Source organism: Nocardia sp. XZ_19_385, from assembly GCF_015355755.1.
In the GTDB taxonomy this organism is placed as follows: Bacteria; Actinomycetota; Actinomycetes; order Mycobacteriales; family Mycobacteriaceae; genus Nocardia.
Genome location: NZ_JACVEE010000007.1, coordinates 1 through 25,064, shown reverse-complemented (window position 1 = coordinate 25,064; position 25,064 = coordinate 1). Strand labels below are relative to the sequence as shown.

21 protein-coding genes and 1 pseudogene are annotated in these 25,064 nt (G+C 65.7%); 7 read left to right on the top strand and 15 right to left on the bottom strand.

All coding sequences use genetic code 11. The features are described from left to right. Positions 1-5 precede the first annotated feature (5 nt). Both IBX22_RS35045 and IBX22_RS35040 read left to right on the top strand, forming a co-directional pair. Positions 6-968, top strand: coding sequence for an ATP-binding cassette domain-containing protein (locus tag IBX22_RS35045; RefSeq protein ID WP_194820135.1), 963 nt, complete (start codon positions 6-8; stop codon positions 966-968). Further along, positions 965-1,768, top strand: coding sequence for an ABC transporter permease (locus tag IBX22_RS35040; protein ID WP_194820134.1), 804 nt, complete (start codon positions 965-967; stop codon positions 1,766-1,768). Before IBX22_RS35045 ends, IBX22_RS35040 begins: the two co-directional genes overlap by 4 nt. A gap of 5 nt (positions 1,769-1,773) precedes the next feature. Here the strand turns inward: IBX22_RS35040 and IBX22_RS38635 are convergent, their stop codons facing one another. Continuing rightward, positions 1,774-2,511: a helix-turn-helix domain-containing protein gene (locus tag IBX22_RS38635; protein ID WP_375540313.1), complete on the bottom strand. Its 738-nt coding sequence runs from the start codon at positions 2,509-2,511 to the stop codon at positions 1,774-1,776. A 222-nt stretch (positions 2,512-2,733) separates the two neighbouring features. On the opposite strand from IBX22_RS38635, the gene IBX22_RS35030 reads away from it, so the two are divergent. Then, a complete protein-coding gene (locus IBX22_RS35030) occupies positions 2,734-3,720 on the top strand; it encodes a hypothetical protein (protein ID WP_194820132.1) in 987 nt (328 codons plus the stop codon). A gap of 30 nt (positions 3,721-3,750) precedes the next feature. Here IBX22_RS35030 and IBX22_RS35025 read toward each other — a convergent pair whose 3' ends face one another. From IBX22_RS35025 to IBX22_RS35000, 6 genes are all read right to left on the bottom strand, one after another. Continuing rightward, on the bottom strand, positions 3,751-4,764 hold the full coding sequence (locus tag IBX22_RS35025) for a magnesium and cobalt transport protein CorA (protein WP_228540128.1): 1,014 nt from the start codon (positions 4,762-4,764) through the stop codon (positions 3,751-3,753). Positions 4,765-4,861: 97 nt separating this feature from the next. Beyond that, positions 4,862-5,572 carry a hypothetical protein gene (locus IBX22_RS35020; RefSeq protein WP_309234920.1) on the bottom strand — a complete coding sequence of 237 codons (711 nt, stop codon included), beginning with the start codon at positions 5,570-5,572 and terminating at the stop codon, positions 4,862-4,864. Between the two features lie 71 nt (positions 5,573-5,643). Beyond that, positions 5,644-7,014 carry a serine hydrolase domain-containing protein gene (locus IBX22_RS35015; protein WP_194820130.1) on the bottom strand — a complete coding sequence of 457 codons (1,371 nt, stop codon included), beginning with the start codon at positions 7,012-7,014 and terminating at the stop codon, positions 5,644-5,646. Positions 7,015-7,203: 189 nt separating this feature from the next. Continuing rightward, entirely contained in the window at positions 7,204-7,635 is a 432-nt protein-coding gene (locus tag IBX22_RS35010; protein ID WP_194820129.1) for a hypothetical protein, read from the bottom strand. Between the two features lie 159 nt (positions 7,636-7,794). Then, complete coding sequence (locus tag IBX22_RS35005; protein ID WP_194820128.1) at positions 7,795-9,111, bottom strand: amidohydrolase family protein; 1,317 nt, start codon at positions 9,109-9,111, stop codon at positions 7,795-7,797. Between the two features lie 238 nt (positions 9,112-9,349). Beyond that, on the bottom strand, positions 9,350-10,336 hold the full coding sequence (locus IBX22_RS35000; RefSeq protein WP_194820127.1) for an SMP-30/gluconolactonase/LRE family protein: 987 nt from the start codon (positions 10,334-10,336) through the stop codon (positions 9,350-9,352). 736 nt (positions 10,337-11,072) lie between these two features. Here IBX22_RS35000 and IBX22_RS34995 point away from each other — a divergent pair. Further along, positions 11,073-11,513, top strand: coding sequence for a hypothetical protein (locus tag IBX22_RS34995; RefSeq protein WP_194820126.1), 441 nt, complete (start codon positions 11,073-11,075; stop codon positions 11,511-11,513). A 202-nt stretch (positions 11,514-11,715) separates the two neighbouring features. Further along, positions 11,716-12,474, top strand: coding sequence for a MerR family transcriptional regulator (locus IBX22_RS34990; protein WP_194820125.1), 759 nt, complete (start codon positions 11,716-11,718; stop codon positions 12,472-12,474). A 176-nt stretch (positions 12,475-12,650) separates the two neighbouring features. Here IBX22_RS34990 and IBX22_RS34985 read toward each other — a convergent pair whose 3' ends face one another. From IBX22_RS34985 to IBX22_RS34960, 6 genes and pseudogenes are all read right to left on the bottom strand, one after another. Then, positions 12,651-13,367 (bottom strand): hypothetical protein, encoded by a 717-nt coding sequence (locus IBX22_RS34985; RefSeq protein ID WP_194820124.1) that lies wholly within the window; start codon positions 13,365-13,367, stop codon positions 12,651-12,653. A gap of 118 nt (positions 13,368-13,485) precedes the next feature. Further along, on the bottom strand, positions 13,486-14,085 hold the full coding sequence (locus tag IBX22_RS34980; RefSeq protein ID WP_194820123.1) for an FtsX-like permease family protein: 600 nt from the start codon (positions 14,083-14,085) through the stop codon (positions 13,486-13,488). After that, a complete protein-coding gene (locus tag IBX22_RS34975) occupies positions 14,082-15,083 on the bottom strand; it encodes a DUF6461 domain-containing protein (protein ID WP_194820122.1) in 1,002 nt (333 codons plus the stop codon). The genes IBX22_RS34980 and IBX22_RS34975 overlap by 4 nt, the downstream gene beginning before the upstream one ends. A 190-nt stretch (positions 15,084-15,273) precedes the next feature. Next, positions 15,274-15,666 (bottom strand): annotated as a pseudogene (locus IBX22_RS34970) (4-hydroxy-3-methylbut-2-enyl diphosphate reductase); the annotation flags it as partial. Positions 15,667-15,804: 138 nt separating this feature from the next. Then, on the bottom strand, positions 15,805-16,524 hold the full coding sequence (locus IBX22_RS34965) for a hypothetical protein (RefSeq protein ID WP_194820120.1): 720 nt from the start codon (positions 16,522-16,524) through the stop codon (positions 15,805-15,807). A 150-nt stretch (positions 16,525-16,674) separates the two neighbouring features. Continuing rightward, positions 16,675-17,820, bottom strand: a complete 1,146-nt coding sequence (locus IBX22_RS34960) for a serine hydrolase (RefSeq protein WP_194820119.1) — start codon at positions 17,818-17,820, stop codon at positions 16,675-16,677. Between the two features lie 131 nt (positions 17,821-17,951). On the opposite strand from IBX22_RS34960, the gene IBX22_RS34955 reads away from it, so the two are divergent. Both IBX22_RS34955 and IBX22_RS34950 read left to right on the top strand, forming a co-directional pair. After that, positions 17,952-21,086, top strand: coding sequence for a BTAD domain-containing putative transcriptional regulator (locus IBX22_RS34955; RefSeq protein WP_194820118.1), 3,135 nt, complete (start codon positions 17,952-17,954; stop codon positions 21,084-21,086). Between the two features lie 491 nt (positions 21,087-21,577). Continuing rightward, entirely contained in the window at positions 21,578-21,973 is a 396-nt protein-coding gene (locus tag IBX22_RS34950; RefSeq protein WP_194820117.1) for a GNAT family N-acetyltransferase, read from the top strand. Positions 21,974-22,406: 433 nt separating this feature from the next. Here IBX22_RS34950 and IBX22_RS34945 read toward each other — a convergent pair whose 3' ends face one another. Together IBX22_RS34945 and IBX22_RS34940 are read right to left on the bottom strand one after the other, a co-directional pair. Continuing rightward, on the bottom strand, positions 22,407-23,021 hold the full coding sequence (locus IBX22_RS34945; protein ID WP_194820116.1) for a TetR/AcrR family transcriptional regulator: 615 nt from the start codon (positions 23,019-23,021) through the stop codon (positions 22,407-22,409). After that, positions 23,018-24,478 carry an alpha-L-fucosidase gene (locus IBX22_RS34940; protein WP_194820115.1) on the bottom strand — a complete coding sequence of 487 codons (1,461 nt, stop codon included), beginning with the start codon at positions 24,476-24,478 and terminating at the stop codon, positions 23,018-23,020. Before IBX22_RS34940 ends, IBX22_RS34945 begins: the two co-directional genes overlap by 4 nt. Between the last annotated feature and the right edge of the window lie 586 nt (positions 24,479-25,064).

Below are 25,064 nucleotides of genomic sequence, written 5' to 3'. Positions count from 1 at the left end.
TTCTTATGAATACCAAGCTCGATCAACCGGCGGTCGCGGCGACTGCGATACGCAAGGCGTATCGCGACCACGTGGTGCTGGGCGGTATCGACCTCGACATCGCCGCGGGATCTATCTTCGCGTTGCTCGGCCCGAACGGCGCCGGCAAGACCACCATGGTGCAGATCCTGTCGACGCTCATCCGCGCCGACGCCGGAGAAATGCGGGTCGCTGGCCACGATGTGGTCCGGAATCCGGACGCGGTCCGTGCCGCGATCGGGGTTACCGGCCAGTTCTCGGCGGTGGACAGCTTCCTCACCGGCGAGGAGAACCTGCTGTTGATGGCCGACCTGAACCGCCTGCCCCGCAAACAACGGCGGCAGTGTGCAGCTGATCTGCTGGCGCGGTTCGATCTGATCGACGCGGCCCGCAAGCCCGCGGCGACGTATTCCGGCGGGATGCGCCGCCGCCTGGACCTCGCGATGACTCTGGTCGGCCGGCCCCGCGTGATCTTTCTCGACGAGCCGACCACCGGGCTGGACCCGCGCAGCAGGCGGACCATGTGGGAGATCATCCGCGGTCTGGTGACCGACGAAGGCGTCACGATCTTCCTCACCACCCAGTACCTCGAAGAGGCCGACCGGCTCGCCGACCGGATCGCGGTCCTGTACCAGGGGAAACTGGTCGCGGAGGGCTCCCCGGAGGAGCTCAAACGACAGGTCGGCGGAGGCCACATCACCCTGCGGTTCGCCGACCCACGCGATTACGACCACGCGGCCCAGATGCTGGGCGTGGCGTCCCGCAGCGATGACGCATGCACCCTCCAGATCCCCAGCCAGGGCGATGTCCGGTCGTTGCGCGCGCTGCTGGATCGGCTCGACCACGCCTCGCTCACAGTGGACCAACTCCAAGTCCACACCCCCGACCTCGATGACGTCTTCTTCGCTCTGACGGGCAACCCAGTCACCGAACAGGAGCCCGCCCGATGAGTACCGTTTCCAGTATTGTTTCCAACGCCTTTGCCGACTCGGCCACCATGTTGCGCCGCCAGTTGCGGCACATGCTGCGTTATCCGACGCTCATCCTGACCGCGGCCGGGGTCCCGGTGGTCTTCCTGCTGCTGTTCGTCTACGTTCTCGGCGGCATCCTCGGCACCGGCCTCGGCGGGCCGTCGGGCGGCCGGGACGCCTACGTGAACTACGTCGTCCCCGGCGTCATCCTGATGACGGTGGCGACCGCGGCCCAGGGCACTGCGATCTCGGTAGCGATCGACATGACCGAGGGCATCGTCGCTCGGTTCCGCACCATGGCCATTGCCCGCGTCTCGGTGCTCACCGGTCATGTGTTGGGCAGCCTGCTCCAGACCCTGCTGAGTATCGCTGCCGTCATCGGGGTCGCACTGCTGGTGGGATTCGAGCCGACCGCGGACTTCGGCGAATGGCTCGGCGCGGTCAGTGTTCTCGTGATGATCATCCTCGCACTCACCTGGCTGTCGGTCGCACTGGCCATGGTCGCCAAGAGCGTCGCCGCCGCGAGCAACATGCTGACGCCGCTGATGGTCCTGCCCATGATGGGCAGTGGGTTCGTTCCCACCGACTCGATGCCGGCCGGGCTCAGATGGTTCGCCGAGTACCAGCCGTTCACCCCGTTCATCGAGACCTTGCGCGGGTTGCTGATGGGCACCCCGATCGGCCACAGCGCGATCCTCGCCATCGCCTGGTGCGCCGTCATCACCCTGGGCGGCTACCTGTGGGCCAAGAAGCTCTACAACCGTGAACCCACCCAGTGAGAACCTCATTCAGCGTGAGCGGTTAGCGGCATGGAGCGCGCCACACCTGGCCCGTCCCGCAAGCCGCCCGCGCCAAGCCAGCGTTCGGCGGAGCGGATGATGTCGGTACTGATTTGTTCGAGGAACTGGGCCGCTGCCGCAAGCCGGGCGCCGGCGGGATGATCGGGGCCGAAGGCGTGCGCGCCGCGCAGCGTGGCCGCGGCGATCCGCTGGTTGGCGCGGGCGCTGGCCACGACGGTGCGCAAGCCCGCGTCCGCGTCGATGAAATACCGTTGGCGCCTGGTGTTTTCGTCGCTACCGCGCAGCAGCATGCCCTGCTCTTCCAGCAGTCCGACCGCGTGTGAGATGGTGGCCGCGCTGACCTGGAGCTGACCGGCGAGTTCGGCGGCGGTGCGACTGCCGGTCTCGGCGGTGTACAGGCAGGCCATCACACCTGCGGCGGTGCGTGGTACGCCGGTCGCGATGAGGGCCGCGGTGAGGTCGCTGGCGATCGCGGCCGCGACTTCGGGTCCTGGACCGGCGTTATCGATGATCGGTGCCGCCTCGGCGGGGCGTGGTTTGCGCCGGGCGCGCTGGGTCGCGGCGAGTTGCGCCAGGTCCGCGCGGTAGCGGCCCGGGCCGCCGTTGCGCGCGATCTCGCGGCTGATCGTCGAGGTCGGGCGGCCAAGCCGGCGGGCGATTTCGGCGTGATCCAGACAGTGCGCCAAACCGCTGGCGATCTGCTGCCGGTCGGTCCTGGTCAATCTGCGTCCTGGCACCGGGCCAGTATGTAGCCCCATCGCCGATCGTTGCAATGCCCCTGCTCCTTTGTGCATTAATCGGCACTGTCGTTGCAACGGCAAATAGCGCCACTAACTGCCGATATGCGCCGGATACCACCCGAGCTCGATTGAGTTGATCTTTCGATTGATCCTAAGGTTCGGACCAGCCCAGGAGGTGGGCGAATCACTGGAAGGAGCTCGCCGATGCGAGCACGAGGCATCACCTACGACACCGGCTGCACTCCGAGCGGGCGCAGCACGCGGTCGTTCTTCGACCCGGATGCGGCGCGCGCGGAACTGCGCATCATTGCCGAGGAACTGCACTGCGATGCCGTGCGCATCACCGGCGGCGACCCTGAACGCCTGACCGTCGCGGCACAGCACGCCGTCGATGCCGGGCTCGAGGTCTGGTTCTCACCATTCCCCTGTGAACTGACCCACGAGCAGCTGCTGCCGTATTTCGAAGACTGCGCCGAACGCGCCGAAGCGGTAGGGGCGGAGGTATTCGTCGCCGGTTGCGAACTGAGTCTGTTCGGCTCCGGCTTCTTGCCCGGTCCGGACACCTTGGCCAGGATCGAAACCTTCACCAGCGGCGATCCAACGGTGCTGGCCGGCCTGTCCGACGCCAACGCCCGGATCAACTCCGCACTGGCCGATGCCGCGGCCACGGTGCGAAAGCGCTTCCGCGGCAAGCTCACCTACGCCGCAGGCCTTTGGGAAGACATCGACTGGACACCGTTCGACATCATCGGTATCGACGCCTACGGCGACCCCGGCCACCCCGCATACCGCCAGGGCCTGCAAGCCCTATGCGCGGCCGGCAAGCCGATCGCAGTGACCGAGGTCGGCTGCTGCACCTACCGCGGCGCCGCCGAACTCAGCGGATTCGGCTGGGACATCATCGATTACGACACCGACCCGCCCCGCACCAAGGGCGACTACCGCCGCGATGAGGACGAACAGGTCCGCTATATGCGCGAACTCTTCGACTTCTTCGAGGCCGAGTCGGTCGACACCGCGTTCTGGCACACCTTCGCCAGCTTCCACCTCCCACACCATCCGAACCCGCAATATGACACCGACCTGGCCTCCTTCGGCGTCTGCAAGGTCATGCCCGACCATTCCCTCGCGCCCAAGCACGCCTATCAAGCCCTGGCCGACATCTGCGGTCGATCGACCGCAAAGGGTTGATGGCATTCGGTCACCGGAATCAACTGTCGGTCACAGCCAATGGTTGCGCCTGAAGGCCAGGAACAGGCCGGTGCAGATGGTCACCATCACCAGCAGGACTGCCGGGTATCCCCAGGGTTGTTTGAGTTCGGGCATGTGGTCGAAGTTCATGCCGTAAATCCCGGCGATCATCGTCGGAACCGCGGCGAGGGCGACCAGGGAGGAGATCTTGCGCATGTCGGTACTCTGCTGGACGGCGATCTTGGCCAACGCGGCGCTGATCAAGGTGGTCAGTGCCTCATCGAAGTCGCTGATGCGTTCGGCGACTTTGGTGTGGTGGTCGGCGACATCGCGAATGTAGCGGCGAACCTCCTTGGGCAGCGGCACACCCGGCTTGCCCAGCAGTTGCAGCGGGACCGCCAGCGGGGTGACCGCGCGACGCAGTTCGACGATCTCGCGTTTGAGGTGATAGATCGGGGCGATGGCCACGAAACGCCCCGGAGTGAAAACCTCCTCCTCCATCGCATCGATGTCGAGCTCCACCGATTCGCCGACTTCGAGGTAGGAATCGACCACATAGTCGGCGATCCCATGCAGCACCGCACCCGGACCCAGGCGGAGCCGATCGGGATCGGCCTCGAGCTCCTGGCGGACACCGGCCAGGCCGGAGTGTTCGCCGTGCCGTACCGCGATGATGAACTCCGGTGCGGTGAACAGCAGGATTTCGCCGGTCTCCACGATCTCGCTGACACTGTGCAGTTCGTGCTCGACGTAGGCGACCGTGCGCATCACCAACACCAGGGTGTCGTCGTAGCGTTCGAGTTTCGGCCGCTGATTCGCCTTGACCGCATCCTCGGCCGCCAGCGCGTGCAGCCCGAAAGTTCTCGCGATCTCGGTCATTTGCTTCTCGTCGGGGTCATGCAGTCCCACCCACACGAAACCCGTTCCGCGCGAACGCACCTCCGCCAGTGCGTCGGCAGGAGTGAGCAGACCGGGCAGCCGGAATCCGTCGACATAGACCGCACAATCCACGATCACCCGCCCATGGCCGGGCACACGCGTCAATGCCGCATCCGGCTGGCCAGGATCCCGAAACGACTGACGGGGCGTTAAAGCTGACACCGAACGATGCTACGTGGCCCGGCCAGTGGCAGCGCTTCCCTCACCGCGCGGCGGAAGGCATCGGCGCGGTGATCGTGGTGAAGTACTGCGCGGCGGCGGCGATGGCTATCGGCGCGGTGATGAACAATTGCCCCGCGATCGTCCCCAGCGCGCCGACAGCGGCGACCCCGCCGAGACAGCCGATCGCGGCCGCCGGGATGAACGGCCCGAACATGCCGACGATAGTCGCGGCTGCCACGGTGGCGCCGGCGAGTCCACCGAGCACACAGCCGACGGCGGCGCCGCCGAGTCCGCCGATCAGGGCGCCGATACTGACACCGAGTCCGATTGTGCTGGCCATTCGCGCCCAGGCGGCCTGTTCGCGTTCGTAGGGTGTCCGGAACGGCGCCGTGTCCTCGAACGGCAGGGCGACCGGCTGGTACACCGCGTGTGCTGGATCCAAGCGCGGGGTCAGGGTGGCGGTGCGGTCAGTGATCTCGGCGGCGATCGGAAAGACGAAATCGTCCACGCGGAAGGACAATTCGGTTCCCGCCAGCACGGTACCGTCGGCGGCCTTGATCGTCAGCACGCCGTCCGCGGCGGTCAGCGTCCCGGAGTCGACGGTGATGGTGGTGGAGTTGGTATCGGCGGTGGCGGTGTAGCCGACCGGCGCCGAGGCGTCGGGTGCGGCTTGCGCGGTAGCCGCGCCGATGCCGACGGTCGCGGTGATCAGCGCGGCGGCGATCGTGGTGGCGGGGGCGAGTGCGGACACAGCAGTGGTTCCTCTGGCTAGGCGTGAGATGTGTTGGAGGTATGACTAATTGGTGGTGCGGGAAGCCGCGGTCAGCCGAGACAGGACCTGACGGCCTCGGACAGGCTCGCCGCTCGCGGGTCGTCTGGGCGCAGGTTCCAGAGGTTCGTGACGTAGCCGAAGCCGACACCGGCATCGGGGTCCGCGAAGCCGACCGATCCGCCGGAGCCCGGATGGCCGAAGGACCCTGGCCCGACCATCGGATACGGCGGGCAGGCCCGCCAGAAGCCGAGCGACATATTGAAGGAGCGGTCGGCCGGGAGGTTCAGCTCCGGCGGCAGCCCGTGCAAGCGCGTCTTGTCGGTCTGAACGACGGTGGCCCGCTGGACAGTTGACGGGTCGAGCAGTCGAACGCCGTCGACATCGCTGACCGTGGCGGCATACATCCGGGCCACCGATCGTGCGTCCGCGATCATGTTCGCGGCAGGGAACTCTGCCGCGTTCCAGGCGCGCGTGGTGTAGTACGCGGTCGCGGGGTCCGCTGCGTTGTCCAAGGCTCCGCCGAGTGAGCCTGCGCGGGCTTCGACCGAGTTCGGACCCCACCCGGACTTGATCCAGGCGTTGACCGTGTCCGCGTCGAGCCCGGTCGCCTGCACCAGCCCGGCGATCAGTTCCTCCAGACTGAACGGAGCGGCGTATTCGACCAGTGCCAGTCGGTGCTCTTCACGCTCGGGCAACCCGATCCACGCGCTGAGCCCGAGCGGGGTAGCCACCTCGTCGGCGAAGAATCTGCCGAGCGACTTGCCGGAGATTCGACGTACGACTTCGCCGACCAGATGACCGAAAGTGACGCTGTGATAAAGGTGTTCGGTGCCCGGCTGCCACAGTGGCGGCTGCGCTTCGAGTGCCTTGATGACCGGGTCCCATGCGCACGCTTGCGCGAATGTCAGGGGTCCGTCGATGAGCGGCAGACCGGCTTGGTGGGACAGCAACCAGCGCACTGGAATCCGCTCTTTGCCGGCAGCGCCGAACTCGGGCCAGTATCGGACGACCGGGGCGTCCAGGTCCAGCTCACCGCGTTGTGCCAGCAGGTGGGCACAGATCGCGGTAGCGCCTTTCGACGTCGATGCCACTCGGACAGTAGTGTTCTCAACCCACGGTCGGTTCGCGGCGCGATCGGCGAGGCCGTCCCACAGGTCGACGACACGGCGGCCGCCCACATAGACGCAGCACGCTGCGCCGATCTCGCCGGGGTTTCGGTTGAAGTTCGCGCGGAACGCGTCAGCAACCTTTCCCCAGCCTTCCTCGACACCGCCCCGATTGTCACCACGGCTCCCGGAGTCGTTGCCGCAGCCGGCGAGACTTGTGAAGCCGGCTAACGCTCCGACACTCAGTGCGCCTTTGAACAGGGTTCTGCGCCCAAAGCTTCCATGCCCGGGTCCCCCGCTGGTTGTGCGTTCCATACTGTCGTCCTATCTAGAGATCCGAAACCTGAATCCGGCAGCCGTGGTGGTCGACGTAGCCGTGATCGGTTCTGGCACAGCGAATTCGGGTGGATGGCCTTGACGGTCGCGGGCATGCCCATTAACCACCTCCCTACTACTCAGTGACGCTTCAAGCTTTCTCGCCGCAGCCGAGTGGGACGGATCCCGTCAAACAGCGTCGAGGGCAGCAGTGATCTTGCGGGTCATCTCGGCCAGAATTGGGCTGGCCCCACCCGGGTGGGTGCCGGCGGCTGCTTCGATGGCGACGAGGACGGTGCCGCGGAAGTTGTCGGCCTCGAACGAGTCGAGCTTCTTCAGCAGACCCATGGCGGCAGTCAGGGCCGGCAGTACGTGATCGGCGAGTTCGGCTACAGACTTACCGTCCAGCTTGATGTCCTTCGACTTCGCCGCGAGCACGTGCCCGACCAGCCCGGTAGCGGAGGACAAGGCGATGGAACCGTTCACGGCCACCTTGCCGGGCTTGCCGGTGGCATCAGCGGCGGCCATCAGCGACACCGCCCCGTAGGCGGCGTTGCGCAGAGTGGCCTTGTCATGGTCGGTCAGGGTGATGGTCTCGGGAGAGGTGCTGCTCTGTGTCATGCCGAGAACTATCTGCGTCTGGCCTGACACCGCCCTGACACGAAGCTGACACGGCCCGCGACGCCGTGTTCGGCCTGTTCACAGCGGGGAACGGGACGCTAGCGCACGGCTGTGCTGTCACCGCAAGCAAATGTGCGGTGGCAGCAGCATCCGGTGGGATCAATCGGGTCGCCCAGATCCGTAGCCGGGGAACTCCGGCCATCTTTCGGTGACGGCGGCCACGATCTTCGCCTGGGTCTCGGACAACCACGTGATGGTCGCGGTCTCGCTCGAACTACCCGCGTAGCCCACAGGATCCACAGCCCGCCCTTCGACCCACGTCCGGCGCACTCGAGCGGTATCGGAGATGACCGCGAGCGGGTTGCCGTCGACAAGGACAAGGTCAGCTCGTTTCCCCGCGCCAAGGACCCCGCGATCCTCGAGACCGAACAGACGCGAGGGTATCGAGGTCGCCGCGCGCAGGGCATCGACGGGTTTCATGCCGGCGGCCACCAGATATGCGAGCTCACGGTGCAAGCTGGCGCCGAAGATCAGACCGGGGTTCGGAGTGTCTGTGCCGGCGAGGACCGCACAGCCGCGGCGCGCGAGTTCGAAGACATTGGCCGAAGCCGCAACCGAATCCGGACGAGTGGGCGGCATCCACCCGCGGGCCTGGTCGTCGAGTACCTCGCGCCAAGCCGCGGTCAGGCGGGCATCGAGCAGTGCGTCTTCGCGCAGCGGCATCACACCCGCGGGCGCGAAGCCGTCGACAATCGACAAAGTAGCGATGACGGCGAGCCCGGCCGCGGCCACTTCGTCCAGCTGGCCCTCGCTCATAGGAACGAACGGCACATGCGCGAGCATGTCGACCCCACACCGAGCAACTACGACCGCTCCCCCGGCACTCGTGACATGGGCGACGACCGGCAGCCCCGCCTCGTGAGCGCAGGTAACCAGTGCCTGGATTGTGGCCTCATCCAGAGTGGGCAGATCCAGCATCGATCCCCGCCCCTCGTCATAGAACACTTTCAGATGCGTCGCGCCCTCAGCTATCCGCCCAGCCACGAACGGCCCTGCATCGCAGGGCCCTGTCACATACGGGAAGGGCGCGTACACCATTGTGGGATGCCCACCCGGAGCCGTCGCACCGATGCTCGACGTGACGAAGTCCGCGCGCGCCGGCCCGCCTACGGTCAGCACCGTATCGCGCTCAGCCGCAATAACATCCGGCTTGCTGAACTGGTCGATCAGCGTCGTCACCCCGAACTGAGCGCCGAGCACAGTGCACTCCGGCGCCAGGTGCACGTGTGCGTCTAGCAGGCCCGGCAGCAACGTCGCACCCGCACCATCGACGATCTCATCACCGAGCCTGATCAGTTCCGCCCCACCGATCGCCACGACAACACCCCGATCCACACGCAGGTGCGTCTCGGTGCGGACGGTCATGCCATCGAAGATGCGGTCGGCCGTGATCACAAAGGGGTGGAGCTGGCTCACACCACCGAACGCTAGAAATTGACGTAGCGAGAAAGTCAAGCTGACTATCAAGAGCCAGTGCCCAGTTGAAGCTCACTGCGTTCGGTTGGCGCACTGCCCTTTCGAGGTGAAGGGTGCAGTAGGCGTTCGAGGCGGTACTGGGCCACCTTGGATACTTCCCGCACCGCGGGTCGGCAACTATCGGGTCGTAATGCCAACGACCACGGTCGTCGACTCGCGCGACGCGACGCGACGACGCTCAGTTCAGCGCGACGATGGTCAGCGTGTTATCGGGCTGGGCGGGCACCAGAAGATTCTTGCCGGCGGCATCGACGGCAATTCCGGCCGGCCCACGCAGGGCGGCCGGCAACGACACCTTCGAGACTTCCGTGCCATCCGGGCGATAAACCCGCACCGTGCCCGGCTGGTCAGGGCCTACCCAGTCCGAGACGGCGATATTGCCGTTGGGCAGCACGAGAACTCCATCCAGCAGACCACGGACGCTGCCGACCTTCTTCGACGTGACGGTCCCGGCGCCCAGTTCCAATCGGTACAGGTCGCCGCCTTCGGACTGCGACCCGGACGCCCCGACATAGGCCACGCGGTGAGCCTGGTCGACAGCAATACCCTTCGCGCCCGGGATCTGGGTGGCAAGCACATCGAATCTGTTGTCCTCGGTGTGCAATTGGTAGACCGTGCCGCTTACGGAATCGGTCACGAGAAGCGTTTTGTCATCGAGGGCAGCGATTCCGGACAATCGCGCGGGAGCCGCACCGCCGACCGGCGCGTCGAAGACTCGGGCATAGGTGCGCGGATCGAACCCGACCACACGGTCGGTGTCGGCCACGTAGAGAGTCCCGTTCACATACGCCATCCCCGACGGTGAAGTCAGCGGCGGTTCGCCCGCCCGCGGCACAGCGGTGCGGTTGGTGACCGTTCCCGCGTCGCTGAGCACAGACAGAAATCCCGCGCCTTCAGGAACCGCAGGATTCAGCCCGAGGTTCGAGACAAACCACGTGTTGTCCACCACCACGACACTGCGCGGGGCGGCGAAACCCTGCACCGACCCGGGCGCCGCGACGAAGGCAGTCTTCGTCGGCTGACCCGAGACAGTCGTGGAGGGGCCCGACACAGGAACAGTGACGATCACTGTCGCCGGAGACGACGGGGCCGCCGAGGGCGAATCACTGTCGCCGGAGCACGCCGCCGGAGCGACCGCCAACGCTGCGACCCATGCGACAGCCAACACTCGCCTTGCGGATTTCCGGATCACAACGCGCACAGACACACGATCCCTTCGTTGCTCATCACAGCTCGGCTACCCCGGTCGCACAACCTAATCGCTGCGAACTCCAGCCGGGTGAAGATCGTGAAATCGCCTCCGGAAGAACAGGCCTCAGGTGCTCGGGTCCGCGCTGAGTCGGTAGCATCACTCGCCTCACGGTCCAAAAAGGGCGCTGATGAGTCGAGTTGGCGTGCCTTGATGCCGCCATCTGATCAATCGGAGGCCACGTTGTCGACGATCGCCCGTGGCGTAGGACCCGACAAGACGAGCGTGGCGGCCCGCCAGCTAGAACAGGTAGCTGCCATCGAGCGATCTGACCCGACCCGAGATCAGAAGCCACCGGCATATCCTAATCCGGACTCCCGCGATACATCCCGGCTCGTTTGCGTTTCGCGTGGGGCGACGTCAATTGCCCGAGGGACGCCGGATCCGGCGTTCGCGGCCGTGACTCCGTCGTGGAGATGTGCCGCGATGATCGCCTCGTGCGCGGCGGCGACCTTGCTCGGGGCTTTCGGTCAGCGCGAGGCGAAGAGTTCTTCCTTGTGACACGGACGCGGCGCTGGACAGGTTGGACAGGTTGGCGGGACGTCGTCGGATGTGTCTCGCCAGTGGCGAATGTCGCCTCGGCTGGTTATGGCAGTTAGGGATACTCTGCGCAGGTCAGACGCTTTTATTCGATCGACGAAGGAGCGCGCCAGTGATCATCTCGAGGACCTGTTCGAGTATCGCCATGCTGTCCGCCGCAGCAGCATTAGTGGTGCCGTCAGCTACGGCGAATGCTGACGATCGATACCAGTATCGATGCGAAATGGTGACCGCAACAGAGAGCGGCACGGTGCAGGAGCAGCGTTCCGGTTCAGCCACCGTATATGGCAAGAAAGAGAAGGTGGACTACTCGGTAACTATCCCCACCTACACTCTTCTCGCCACAGGTTGCAAGCCATCTAATGATTCAACCCCTGCCAGCGGCAAGGTTGGGATGGCGTCATTCTTCAGCAAGAATGCTGAAACTATCTGGAAAGATGAAACGAAAACGGAATACAAGCAAATGTTCGGCACAACTTGCAATGACGTGGATGCGGGCGAGGGAGATGGCAATGTGTTTGGGTTCGACTGCAAAACGCCCATAGGCGCGTAACCATCCAGCACTTCCGGCAAGCGCCCTCGATGCTTAACCGAGCCGAGTACGCAGCCAGTGCCGGACCATGCCCGCTGGATGTTTCCATGCCGCTGCTGTTGTGAGGTCCAGCAGAAAATTCGCGGTTGCTCCTGACGTAGCGTCAGGTCATAGCGTCGGCGTTACCGGCGCGAGGTGCGGCGGTGGAAGCGAGTGGAAGCGGATGGACAAGCCGGGAAATGGGCAGGTGTGGAAGGTCGGTGAGCTCGCGTCCGAGATCGGATTGACGGTCCGGACGTTGCATCATTACGACCGCATCGGCTTGGTAAGCCCGGCTGGGCGCACCAATACCGGGCACCGGCTCTATACCGAAGCCGATGTCCAGCACCTGTATCAGGTGGTGGCCTTGCGTCAACTGGGCCTGGGACTGGACCAGATCGCGAACGTGCTCGCCGGCACCATGGCAATCACCCAGGTGCTGGCCGCGCATCGCGATTTTCTGGCTGCTCAGGTCTCTGCGACGCAAGCCCTGCACGCTCTGGTGGCCGCGCTTGCGGCAACGGCGCAGAACCGGCCCGACATCTCCGCGGATCGCTTTCTGGAATTGATCAGGAGGACTGTCATGGTCGACGACACGGTCAAGCAATATTTCACGCAAGAGCAATTGGCACAGCTCGCTCACCGCCGGGAGCAATCCGGCGAGCCCCACGTCGAGCAGGTCGAAGCAGGATGGGGCGAATTGATCTCGCAGGTCGACGCGGCAATCGAGGCCGGGCTGGACCCGGCATCTCCGCAGGCTCAGCAATTGGCCGCGCGATGGATGCGGTTGCTGGAAGAGTTCCACGGTGGTGATACCGGATTGCGCGACAGTTTGTACCGGATGCAAGCCGACAACGCAGAACGAATCCAGAACGAGTTCCGCGGTCCGTCACCAGCCCAGATCGATTTCATCAAGGCCGCGAACGCTTCCCGGGGACAGTAAGGCACCGAACAAACTGACTGTGAAGCAGCCCGATGTCGTGAGCTTGGGGTGGCGCGGGAAGAGCCCCGCGCCACCAGCTTTCGCACTCAACTCGGCCGATGCGGACGGCCGCGGATGCGACTCAGCGCTCGTCTTACGCTGACTTGCGGGCGTTGGTCATGCCCCCTAAAGCTCAACTACTCTGTGGGAGTAAGGCGCGGGATTCTCACCAGCTCAGGACTACCCGCACTCTTATTCAATATTTCGACAGCCTTTTCCTCTGCCTCCGCTGCCTTGTCGGCAAGCGCCGAATCCGTGGGCTCGTCCTGAGCCTTCTGGGCGGCGTCGGCGGCAGAGCGAGCACCGCTGAGGTCGATGGCGGCCTTGGCTCGCATGATGATATCGACCTGGTCGGCGGCCTCGATGGCGGCGTTCGCGGCAGCGTCGACGGCACCGGCGGCGTCGAAGCATTCGTCGACGCGGTCGGCGGCCTGTGAGGCATCTGCCGCATGCACGAGAAGCTGCTGAGTGAGTTTGCGAACGTTCTCGGCACTTTCATCGGCCTTGAAGAGAGCTTCGGCGACGGCTTCGGCGACGGCTTCATTTTCGGCGATGGTGAGTGCGCGAGCGGCGGCGCTGTAAGCGCGCTGACACGCCTGAATGACAAACCCCTTCTCCGACGCCTTCGAAACGTACTTGCCCGTGCACTTACCCTCCCACGGGGGTTCCGCATAGGCGGGTCCCGAGGCACCGATCCCGGCACACAACATCGCCGCGGTCACCGCCAACGCCGTGCACATCCCCCGCCGACGAGATCCCATTCCAACCGGCCCGACGAATTTGGTTCGGGCTCTGCTCATGATCGATTCCTTCCACAAGCGATAGCGGTCATAGGTCCAGTCAACGATGACCATCGACGAGGATCAGCTCACCACGCCGGGCGCCACATCACACGGATCAGTGAACGCACATCGGCAGTGCGTGCGTTGGTCCTCATCTGCCCGAGGCCATAGAATCAGTCCGGGCCTCCGGTCATGCAGCGGCCGTGTCGATTACGCGGCGGCCCGCCAGTGCGGTCACACCGAGAGTGATGCCCGTGCCGACGGCGATAGCGAGCAAATACGGCAGCGGCGCCAGTGCTGCGAGTGGGTCGCCGGTCTTGGCGATCGCGAAAGGCACGGTGCCCGCGAACGCGCCGAGGCAGCCCGCGACGGCGCTGACAGTGATGGCGGCGGCGGCTTCCCAGACGAGCATCCGCCGCGACTGCTCGACCGTTGCCCCGATCAAGTGCCTCGAGGCGAATTCGGTGCGGCGCCGGGCGATGGAGGCAATGAGGTTGTTGGACAGCGCGATTGCCATGAACGCGGCGATGAGGATCACCACCAGATAGTTGACGGCGGCCATCGGCTGCCCGTCACCGCCCGCGGCGCCGTACTGGTTTTCGATGCCCTGCATGGAGAGGGTGCCCGCAGCGACACCTACGAACAGGGTCAGGAAAGTGACCGCCGGACGCATCCGCTCCGGTGCGGCGGCGAGATTGAGCGCTGCCAGATGCCCGGACGCGCCCGCGCGCAGGGCTGGGACCTTTCCGAAAACGAACTCTGCCGAGTTGATCAGCTCTGGTGCGGTCAACCCGCAGCGGTGCGGCCGGGTTGGATGGCGGCGCCGAGAGCGCGGGCGAACAACCCGAGGTCGGACGCGCGGTCACGTTCGATCTCGGTCATCCGCCACCGTCCTGCACCGCCATTCAATGCCCTATGGGCGCGCCGGTCCTCGGTAAGCCAGCTGCGCACATGCTCACCGAGTGAACTGTCGGGGGCGATCGAGACCGGCTCTCCGCGTTCTGCTGCGGCGAGTGCGTCAGCGAGGCCGGGAGTGTCGGTCAAGCCGTGCAGACTGGTAAGCCGTCGTACTTCGGTGACCGCATCGACAGGGCCGTCGTAGCCGGGTCGAACAGCCGGATCGTTGCGTGCTTGGGCGAACCAGGGCTCGATCTGTGCACTCATCAAGGGGCCCTCGAGTGCCTCGAACGTAGGCAGACGGCCGGTGAACTGTTCGATCAACCGTAGGCAACGCCCCTGGGGGCGGTCGTGATTGGTGTCGAAAGCGTCGTCCTCGTAGAAATCGCCATCCTCGTCGAAAATGTCGTCCGCGTCGTCCTTGTTGTCTCCCATAGCGAATCCGACGTCGAGCATGTGGGAGAGCAGGCGGTCGGGATCGGCGCCGTACCGTAGGTGCGGGTAAGGGCAGGTCGGATCGAACCCAGTGATCAACACGCCATCGACTGCATAAGCGAACGCATCAGACGCGTAGTCGTGCCGCAGCACCGATAGCGCCTCGGTTCCGTGTGACAGCGCGGAGGTCAGGCTGATGCCGTTGAACCCGTACGACTCGTATACGACGGTCCATCCACCCAGCGGTAACGCCATCGCCATCTCGGGATATCCATCGTCGAAGTTGTCCAGGTCCCCGACATCGGACCACGTGCGGGTCGCAAACGTACCGGGCAGACCGCCCATTCGCCGCAACGCCTCCGCAGCATCCACATCACGGATGAAGGTGAGACAGTAGATCTCCCCCAGCGAATCTCGTTCCCCACCGTCCGCCCAAGCCAAATCATCGACAGCCACTGGATCACCTTTCGTCAAGCAAGGCTGCACGTGAGTCTAACGTGCTCGCCGCGCGGCGAATTGTTGTGTGCCGCTGCGCTTCCAGGTCTTTGCCGCGGATTTCTGCACAATCCGATACGGCTACACGCAGCGTAGCTCCCCGCGGCCTCTGCGGGATTTCATGATTGCGACGACGGATCCAGCACCGAACTCACTTTCCCCGGACCTGACGTGGTAGCGCAAACACCACGGATTCGTCGGCGGTCGTCACCGATCGCACATCGTCGAAACCGTACTCGGCCAGCATTTCCAGCACACCCTGCACCAGGTTTTCCGGCACCGACGCACCGGAGGTGACGCCGACGGTGCGCGCATCCACCAGCCACGCCGGATCCACCTCGCGGGCGAAGTCGACCAGGTGAGCCGCAGCCGCACCGGCGCTTTTGGCCGCCGCCACCAACTGCCTCGAATTGGCCGAATTGCGGGAGCCGACCACGATCACCAGATCGCACTCCGGCGCCATCGCCTTCACCGCGACCTGACGGTTCTGGGTGGCGTAGCAGATGGTCTGCGACAGCCAGATCACCTTGGACTCGTCGCGCAGTGCCCTCGAGAATCTCGTGGGTTTCTGTCGAAAACCGTGGCGCTGATCAATAGCACGGTGGCCGCGCCATTCTGGGTATCTCGATATCAGAACCGTTGACCCATAAGGCATCTCGGGCCAGCATCGCCGGTTCCGCGTTCAGGGAGCCGGGGCTGACGGCATCGGTGCGTTGATGGTGGCGAAATACTGTGCGGCTGCCGCGATTGCTATGGGTGCGGTCACCAGCAGTTGCCCGGCGACGGTGCCCAGGGCCCCGAGCGCGGCGATCCCGCCGAGGCAGCCGACTGCGGCGGCGGGGATGAACGGCCCGAACAAGCCCACGATGGTCGCTGCCGCTACCGTGGCGCCGGCTATTCCGCCGAGCACACAGCCGACGGCCGCGCCGCCGATCCCGCCGACCAGGGTGCCGATGCTTGCACCCACGCCGAGGGTGCTCACCATCCGCGCCCAGGCGGCCTGCTCACGCTCGTACGGTGTCTTGAACGGCGCGGTGTCCTCGAAAGGTAGGGCGACCGGTCGGTAGACCGCGTGCGCCGGATCCAGCAGTGGGGTCAAGGTAGCGGTACGGCCATCGATCTCGGCGTCGATGGGGAAAACGAAATCGTCTATACGAAAGGATAATTCGGTCCCCGCGACCACCGAACCGGTGGCTGTTTCGACCGCGAGCACGCCATGTTCGATGGTGAGCGCGCCGGAGTCGAGGGTGATGATGGCCGACGTGTCGTTGGCATCGGCGGTGAAACCGATTGGCACTGAGTCGGACTCGGCGGGCGGAGCCGCCTGGACAGGGGCGGCCAGGCCAATCGTCGCGGTGATCGACACGGTTGCGAGGGCGGCGAGGGGGGCAAAGGCGGGCATGGTCGGGGACTCCTCTAACGGTGCTCAGGTTTGGCAGCAATCGAAAAGTGCTGGCGCGCTGGAGAAGCCATACCGGCAGGTCGGCTCCCCAGCGCATCCGCCGCATAAGGCGATGTCGCCCTGGGCGACGGGGTCTTCTATTTTGGGGACTTACGCGCCGACGGAAACGCCGAACTCCGCTTCGATGATCTCGAGCATGGGCTCCCAGGACTTCCACTCGGTGTTCGTGTGGACGGCGACGGTGTGCTGACCGTCCGGGGTACCGACCGCGAAGAAGTAAGTGCCCCAGAAGCTTCCGCCGATGCCGCGCAGCATCCGGCCACCGGTCGCTTGCTTGTCGAACTCGAACACACCGAGGCCGTAGCGGGCATGCGGCATCCAGTAGCCGCCCTCGGTGGAGACGGTGGTCCACATCTGCCGGTGCTGGGCGGGCGGTAGCAGGCTGCCGGTGGTTATCGCGTTGAAGAAGCGGATCATGTCACCCGTGGTGGAGACGACGTTCCCCGCCGCATACCCCAGGGAGGAGTTGAGCACGGTGACGTCCAGGGGCGGCAGGCCGGGCTCCTCCATCAGCGATTGCCAGTTCTCGGGGGTGAGTGTGGCCGGGTCGGCGCCGTCCTTCAGGAACTGATGTGAGTAGCCGTGCGGGTGCGGAGTGGGGTAGTCGGTGTCAGTGGTAGGCCGTACCCAGGTGTGGGTCAGGCCGAGGGGCTGGACGACGCGGCGGTCGACTTCGTCGGCATAACTGTTGCCGGTGATCTTTTCGATGATCGCGCCGGCGATATAGAAGCCGCCGTTGGAGTATTCGAAGCGTTCGCCGGGCGCACAGACCGGCGGCTGGGACACTGCCACCCGCAGCAGTTCCTCGGTGCTGAAGGTGTCGTAGCGATGCTGGTCGAAACCGGAGCGGGTGGCGTAGCGGTAGCTGACCTCCGGGGCCAGGCCGGTGGCGAACAGTCCGCTGGTGTTGCTGAGCAGGTGCCGGATGGTGATCTTGTCGCCGTCGTAGCCGTCGACGTCCAGCACGCCAGGCAGATAGGTGTTGACCGTGTCGTCGAGGCTGAGGCGGCCCTCGGCCTCCAAGGCCAGCATCGTCGTGGCGGTGAAGGCTTTGCCACTGCTGCCGGTGTGCAGGTATTCGCCCGGCACCCGCGGGGAGCCGGTCTCGATGTCGGCGACGCCCGCGGTGCCGAACCAGGTTTGGTCGCCGTTCTTGACCTCGGCGACGATGCCGGGGATGGCGATCTCGGCCACCGACCAGTCGAGCACCCGCTGTACCTTCTCGTTCGCTGCCATTGCATTGCCTTCCGGGTTGTTTCTTCCGATGTCCCGCAACGATCTCCGGCAGCTCTGACAGACGGCTTATATCCCGCTTCCAGCCCCGTAGGCGGGCCATAAGGCCGTGCTCGATCGGTAACCTGGAGCGCGTGCGGATCGAGGTGTTGGGGCCGGTTCTGGCGTATACCGATGAGGGCGAGTCGATCGACCTGGGCGGCACCATGATCCGTGCGCTGCTGGCCAGAATGGCGTTGGCCGCAGGTGAAGTGGTGTCGGTCGACGCGCTGCTCGACGCGCTGTGGGGGCCCGGCGGCACCGTCAACGCTTTGCACGCGTTGGTGCATCGGCTGCGCAAGGCCCTGGGCGACGCCGCAGTGGTGGAGAGGGTGGCCGGCGGGTATCGCCTGCGCGTACGCACCGAACAGGTCAACGCGGCCCGGTTCGAGGAACTGGCGAAGCGAGGCAGCCGCGAACTGGCCGCCGGCGAGGCGCAGCGGGCGGCCCCGCTGCTGGACGAGGCGCTGGCGCTGTGGCGGGGAGACGCGCTGGCCGACGTGCGCGACATCCCGTTCGCCCGGGCGGCCGGCGCGCGCTTGGAAGAGCTGCGTGCCGGGGCCGTCGAAGACCGCTTCGAGGCAAAGCTGCGGCTCGGCCGGCACGGCGAGATCCTGGCCGATCTGGACGCGGCGGCCGCGGCACATCCGTTGCGGGAACGGCTGGCCGGGCTGCGAATGCGGGCTTTACACGCGGTGGGTCGCCAGTCCGAGGCGCTGGCCGTGTTCGAGCAGGTCCGCGCGACGCTGGCCGAGGAGCTCGGCGTCGACCCCTCCGCGGACCTTCGCAACACCCACCTCGCCGTACTCCGGGGTGAGCCCCGGGCCGAACAATCTCGACCGGAGGCGGTGCGAGGACGTCTGCCCGCCCAGCTGACCAGCTTCGTCGGCCGGGAGGACGAGCTGAAGTTGCTGGCCGGAGCGCTGGAAACCTCCCGGCTGGTCACCGTCGTGGGACCCGGAGGAGTGGGCAAGACCCGGCTGGCCGTAGAGGCGGTGAGCCGGCATCGGGCTCACCGGCGCGGTCGGGTCTGGCTCGTTGCCCTGGCTGGAGTGCGCACGGCCGACGGACTGCCGGAGGCGGTGCTGGGCACCCTCGGCGCCGCCGATCCCCAGCTATCCGGCACGCCGCTGGAGCGGGTGGTCAACCTGCTCGCCGGCGGGGAAGGCGTACTGGTACTGGACAATTGCGAACAGATCTCGGCGCACGTCGCGGAGTTCGCCGGGCATCTGCTCGAGCACCGGCCGGACCTCACCATTCTGGCCACCAGCCGAGAGCCGCTCGAGGTCATGGGTGAGACGCTGTGCCGCCTCGGCCCGCTCGATCTTCCCCCGGCGCACGCAGATCCGGTTCGCGCTTCCGAGTCGGCCGCGGTGCGGCTGTTTCTCGACCGGGCCGCGGCCGTACAACCCAGCTTCGCTCTGGACCGGACAACCGCGGCCCCGGTTCTGGACATCGTGCGCCGGTTGGACGGGCTACCGCTGGCCCTGGAACTGGCCGCCGCGCGCCTGCGGACCATGAGCGCCGAGCAGATCGCGCGACGGCTGGATGACCGCTTCCGGCTGCTCAGCACCGGCAACCGAACCGCGCAACCGCGCCAGCGGACCCTGCACGCGGTCATCGAATGGAGCTGGGATCTACTCAGCGCGCAAGAGCGCGCGCTGGCCGCCCGGATGTCGATATTTCCGGCGTGGGCAGATGCCGCCGGGATCGAGGCGGTCTGCGCCGATTCGGCGGGGGTACTACCCGCAGACGAGATCGTCTACCTCCTCGACTCCCTGGTCGACAAGTCCATCGTGGAACGCGCCGGTGACGCGTACCGGATGCTGGAAACCATCCGCGCCTACGCCGCGGACAAGCTCCGGCTTGCCGGCGAGGACGAAGCCGTCCGGCGCGGGCTCATCCGATACTTCGCCGACCTGACCGAAGAACACGAGCCGCTGCTGCGCTCCGACCAGCAGCTGGGTTCGCTGCGGCTGTTCCAGGCCGAGTACGACAATCTGATCTTCGCCCTGCAGACAGCCATCGACAGCGGTGACGCTTCGAGCGCCGCCCGGATTCTCGGGCCGCTGTACTGGTATTGGGTCATGCTCCGCTACGACGCTCGGGCCGAGGACTACATCGCCAAGGTCGCCGAGTTCGGCGACGCACTCCCCCCGGACGCCAGGGCCGCCTTCACCGCCCTGCACCTGATGGGCGTCGAGGGCCGGCCGCTCACCGACCCCGAGCGGTTGCGCGCGGTCATCGACGACTGCGCGCGCACCGGCGCGCTGCGCCGCTATCCGATGCTGCTGACGACCGTGGTGGTGCTGGCGGCGATGCTCGGGCTGGACGAACTGCTCGCCCGGGAGGTCGCCCGGGCGCGCAGCGGTTCGGACCGCTGGGCAATCGCCTGCACCTTCATGATCGAAGCCATGCTGCATCGCGAACGGGGCGCCCGAGAGAATTCCATGACCGCGATGGCCGCGGCGCTGCGCCTGTTCGAGGAGCTGGGCGATCGGTGGTGGACTGCGAAGACGCTGTACGGTCTGGCCCAGATCCACACCATCGCCGGTGACCACGCCCAGGCGATCGCCGCCTACGAGCAGAGCATCGTGATCGCCACCGACCTCGGCTCGCAGGACGAGGTCTCCACCCGGCTCGGGCTCGCCACCGAACGGATGCGCGCCGGCGACCTCTCCGGCGCCAAGCGCGACATCGACACCGCAAAGCGAGCCGCCTCGCAGCGAGGTCATGCGGTGCTGGAGATCGAGATTCTCGGCATCCTGGCCGAACTGTATCGCCGCTCCGGAGATATCGACCGCGCCGATCGAGAACTCGAACGGATGGAGGCACTCCTCGGCAAGCTGACCCTGCCCACGAATACTATCGAAGCTCGACTGCTCCCTGCCCGGGTCGCCAACCTCCTCACCGCAGGCGATGCCGTACGCGCCCGCGAACTACTGCCCCGCGCCGCCGACGCGGCGCAGGCGATCATGGATGCCCCCGTCGCTGCACAACTCCTGGCCAGACTGCTGTTGCTGGAGGGCGATCCGGCCGGCGCGGCCACCGCGCTCGGCCTGAGTCAGGCCATCCGCGGCTCCTTCGACCACGGCGACACCGAGCTGCGCGCCTGCGCGGAAGTCCTCGCGAAATTGCTCGGCCGCACCGACTACGACGCCGCTTATCGACAGGGTGTCGACTTGACCCCGCACGAGGCCACCGACCGTCTGACAAAGCTTTGCGTATAAGGCCGGATCAACCGAACTCATTCAGCAATACCAAGCCTTCTCAACCTATTTCGCGGCCCGTGACCAACCCGATCCACTGCACGCCGCCACAGCGCGACAGGAATTCTTCGCCAACCCCTGACGTGACCACTACCCGGCCCCGGTTCATCCACGGATGAGTCGGGGCCGCGCTCAGCACGTGCATCCAATCCCACGCGCATACAGGCAGATACGCAGAAGTTCTGGTCGTATGGCGACTGCTTGGCGGATGACGAGCGCGCACTGTCGGTGGTCGGGAATCGCTCGGCCCGTTGACCTTTCGCGGGCCGCGCTGGAAACCGCGCGGAAGCTAACGACGCCTTCAGCCCGGTGGCCTCGAGTCTGATGGGTTCGGCGGCCGCAACCATACTCGCCACACCACTTATGGGCCGTCTGACTCGCGGAATAATGCACACACTTCGCTCGACGGAAATCAATTGTGTCGCAAACAATATGTGACTTAGGTTAGCGATATGACGATCGCGTACGAGTGGCGAGGCGACTTCGAGAACTCGGCCGTCAACATACTGCATGCCGAGGGTTTCGATCACCCGGTCCTCGACATCGACTGGCTGACGCAGGTCCACGGCCACAGTCTCGGCTGGGTCTGTGCTCGGCAGGATGGCGAACTCGTCGGCTTTGTCAATGTCGCATGGGACGGCGGCGTCCATGCGTTCGTCCTGGACACTCTAGTCAGCCGTGAGCTGCGCCGGAGCGGGATCGGAGCCGAACTTGTCGCCGCCGCCGTCCGGGGAGCGCGCGCTGCGCGGTGTGAATGGCTGCACGTCGACTTCGACGATCACTTACGGACGTTCTACTTCGACGCCTGCGGATTCCAGTCGACCAGCGCGGGACTCATCGCACTCTGAATCCGGGCACCCTGCGTAGCCTGGCTCTCGACGCCGTTGATCGCGCACCCGACCAGCTCGGTGAACCTCTGGGAAATGCGCTTACCTCGCAGTCAGCCTCAATGCGCGCACCATCTGGCCGGATGAGCCGAGCACCGATCACACCGTCCATATCCATGCCGCCCCCTTCTATCCCGAACGAGCGGCATGGCTGGCCGCGCAGGTCGGTCTCACGATCGTCGGTGAGCCCGAAATGTCAGCCCTATGACCAAAAGTCAACGTCCGCTCTATGCCGCTGAGCGCCCGGCCGAACGCCTCAGGCCGGCACCGCGGCGGGATGCACCGCCATTCCGAAGAGCGTGCACACTGTGCCGAAAGGTAGTGGCTCCGGTGCCACTCCAGATCGTCGGGGTAACGCCACTGACTTCCTGCCGTGTCGGCATTCACTCATGTATCAAGCCGTTGGTGGCGCTGGCTGTGGGCTGGTGGCGCGCTGGATCGTGGTGAGCAGTTCGTCGGTGCAAGCGGCCAGATCGAACCCGGGCTGGGAGGCGGCGCGCAGGATGACACCGTTGCGGAGCGAGAGGATGAATCCGGCCATCAGGTCCGGATCGAAGTCCCGGAAATCGCCTTCGTGCTGCCCGTCTGTCAGCAGTTCGGCCAGTTTCGCTCGATCCGAGTTCGCCTGCCGATCACGGGATTCGGTATCCGGAGCGGCGGATTGCAGGTCCAGCATCGTCACCAGGTGGTTGCGGTGACCTTGCATGAACTCGCAGTTGGCCGTCACGAAAGCGGCGAGGCGTCCGGCCGGGGTGCCGTGGTCGCTGCGCGCGGCGACGAACGCGGTGAATTCGGCCAGGATTGTGCGCATCACCTCGGCCATCAAGCATTGTTTGCTCGCGAAGTGATAGGAGATGAGGCCGGTGCTACTCAACCCGGCGGTGCGCGCGATGGCACTGAATGACGCACGCGCGTAACCCATTTCCGCGATGGTGTCGATCGCGGCCCGCACGATCTGCGCCCGGCGGGCCCGCTCGATGGCCGTGGGCTCCCCCTGCTTTCTCGTCATGGCCGGGTGATCGTCAGGACGTAGGCGTGCTGTTGGGGATTCGCGTCGGGCGGTAATTGGATCGTGAGGTCGTCATCGTGCTGGTGCCAGCGCAGTTCCGCGGCCTCGCCGATGAGTTCGACCGTGGACGACGGCGGGATTCGAAGGTCGCGCAGGGTGATCTCGCCGGTGTGCTGGTCGGCCAGCACGATCGCGAATATGGTGTCGTCCTTGCGTGTGAACCGGACCTGATCGCCTGCGGTCGTGGTGGTCGCAGTCTGTTCCCAGGGGGTGGTGTCGTAGATCGCGTCCCCGTTTCGTGAGAGCCAGGCGCCGAGCGCACGCAAGGGGCGCAGTTGCAGTTCCGGAATCCGGCCGGCGCCATCGGGACCGACATTGAGCAGCAGATTGCCGCCTTTGGCGACCACGTCCGCGAACAGATGGATCAACTCGGTTCCCGTGAGGGTGTCGGCGCTCGTCTCCTCGGCGTTGTATCCGAAAGACCTCCCCAGACCCCGGGTCAGCTCCCAGGCCCCGGTCGGTGCGGTGGCGGGCGGAGAGTACTCGTGGGTTGCCAGGTCGTAGTGGAAGTTCTTGACCGGCTCGGGAATCCCGCTGCCCCGCTTCGCCATTGCCTTCAGGGCGATACCGATGAACCCGAGATACGCCGCGCGCGCGAGGCGGTTGCCTGGCAGGTTCGGTTGCATCCAGCGATCGTTGACCACGCCGTCGCCGACCGTGTCGTAGTAGTGGGCCATGATTTCGTGCGGGTCGATCTCGGCGGGCCAGCCCATGTCGTTCCACAGGATCGAGGGCCGATAGGTGTCGATCAGCTCCCGCCACTGCGCGGCCGCATACCGGGCGTATCGCGGACCCAGCGCCTGATGCCGGATCAGGTCGGTCATAGTCCTGAGCGGCTGCTCCCGGAACGTCCAGTCCATCCCGCCGCAGTAGTACAGCCCCATCCGCATGCCCTGTCCCCGCACCGCCTCGGTCAGCTCACCCACCAGATCGCGACGGGAACGGAAGGCGCCGGGGACATGTGGATTCTCGATACCGGTGGGCCACAACGGATATCCGTCCAGATGACGAGTGACCATGACGACATACCGGGCACCCACCTCGGCGAAGAGCCGCGCCCAGTCGGCGAAGTCGACCGACCCCGCCGCCTCGTCGAACGCTGATCGGAAATCGGCATAGGGAACCTCCGCACCGTAGGTTGCCGCATGATGCACCGCCGTCGGCGAGCCCGGCACCCGCATCGAGTTGAGATACCACTCCGCATAGGGGATCCGGTCAGCGGTGGTCTTGCCCGCCGCCAGGTTCTGCATGAACGCCGAATAGTCCGCATCGGTGCGCTCCGCGAAGGCAGGCACCGAGTACAGGCCCCAATGGACGAAGATGCCCAGCTTCGCCTGCCCATACCACTCCGGAATCGGCCGCGCCCCAAGCGATTCCCTGTCCGGCGCATACGTCATGACCACTCCAGTGCATCCACTTGCAATTTTGCTTACTCAAGCAAAAATAGCACGAGCAAGCAAAAATTTTCGCGAGGACAGCTAGCAGCTGCATGCGGTCGATACCCGGGCGGATCGATGCAAGGCCAGCCCCTATCGGTGATCTTTCGGATCTGTGGGGAAATCGGCGTTCGCAGGCAGCGTCAGCTTTCGGAGTCGTGGGTATGGGCGCAGGCGCCCAATGGTCAGGTGCTCAGCCGAAGTCGGCGCGTCCGGCCCGGCTACGGCCCGAGGCGGCGCACAATGCCCCGATGATCAATGACGGCATAGCCCTCGAGCACGTTCGTGATCACGGGGCGGGTGCAGAGATGGGGGGTTGTGGAGCCGTCAGCTGACCTCATCTAGTTCGGTGCCGTCTGGGCGACGGAGGGGCGGCGCCAGCCTTCCGCCAACGAGGAGAAAGTCGTGACCTGGCAAGGTCTTTCGGCAGCGAGAGGCACTTTTGTGCGGGCGGGCGCGGCCGTAGAATCGATGGTGGATGGATTTGGTGTCAAGCCGGTCTGTTCAGCATGGCAACGGCCCCGCTCCCCGGTCCCTGGTCGGCCCG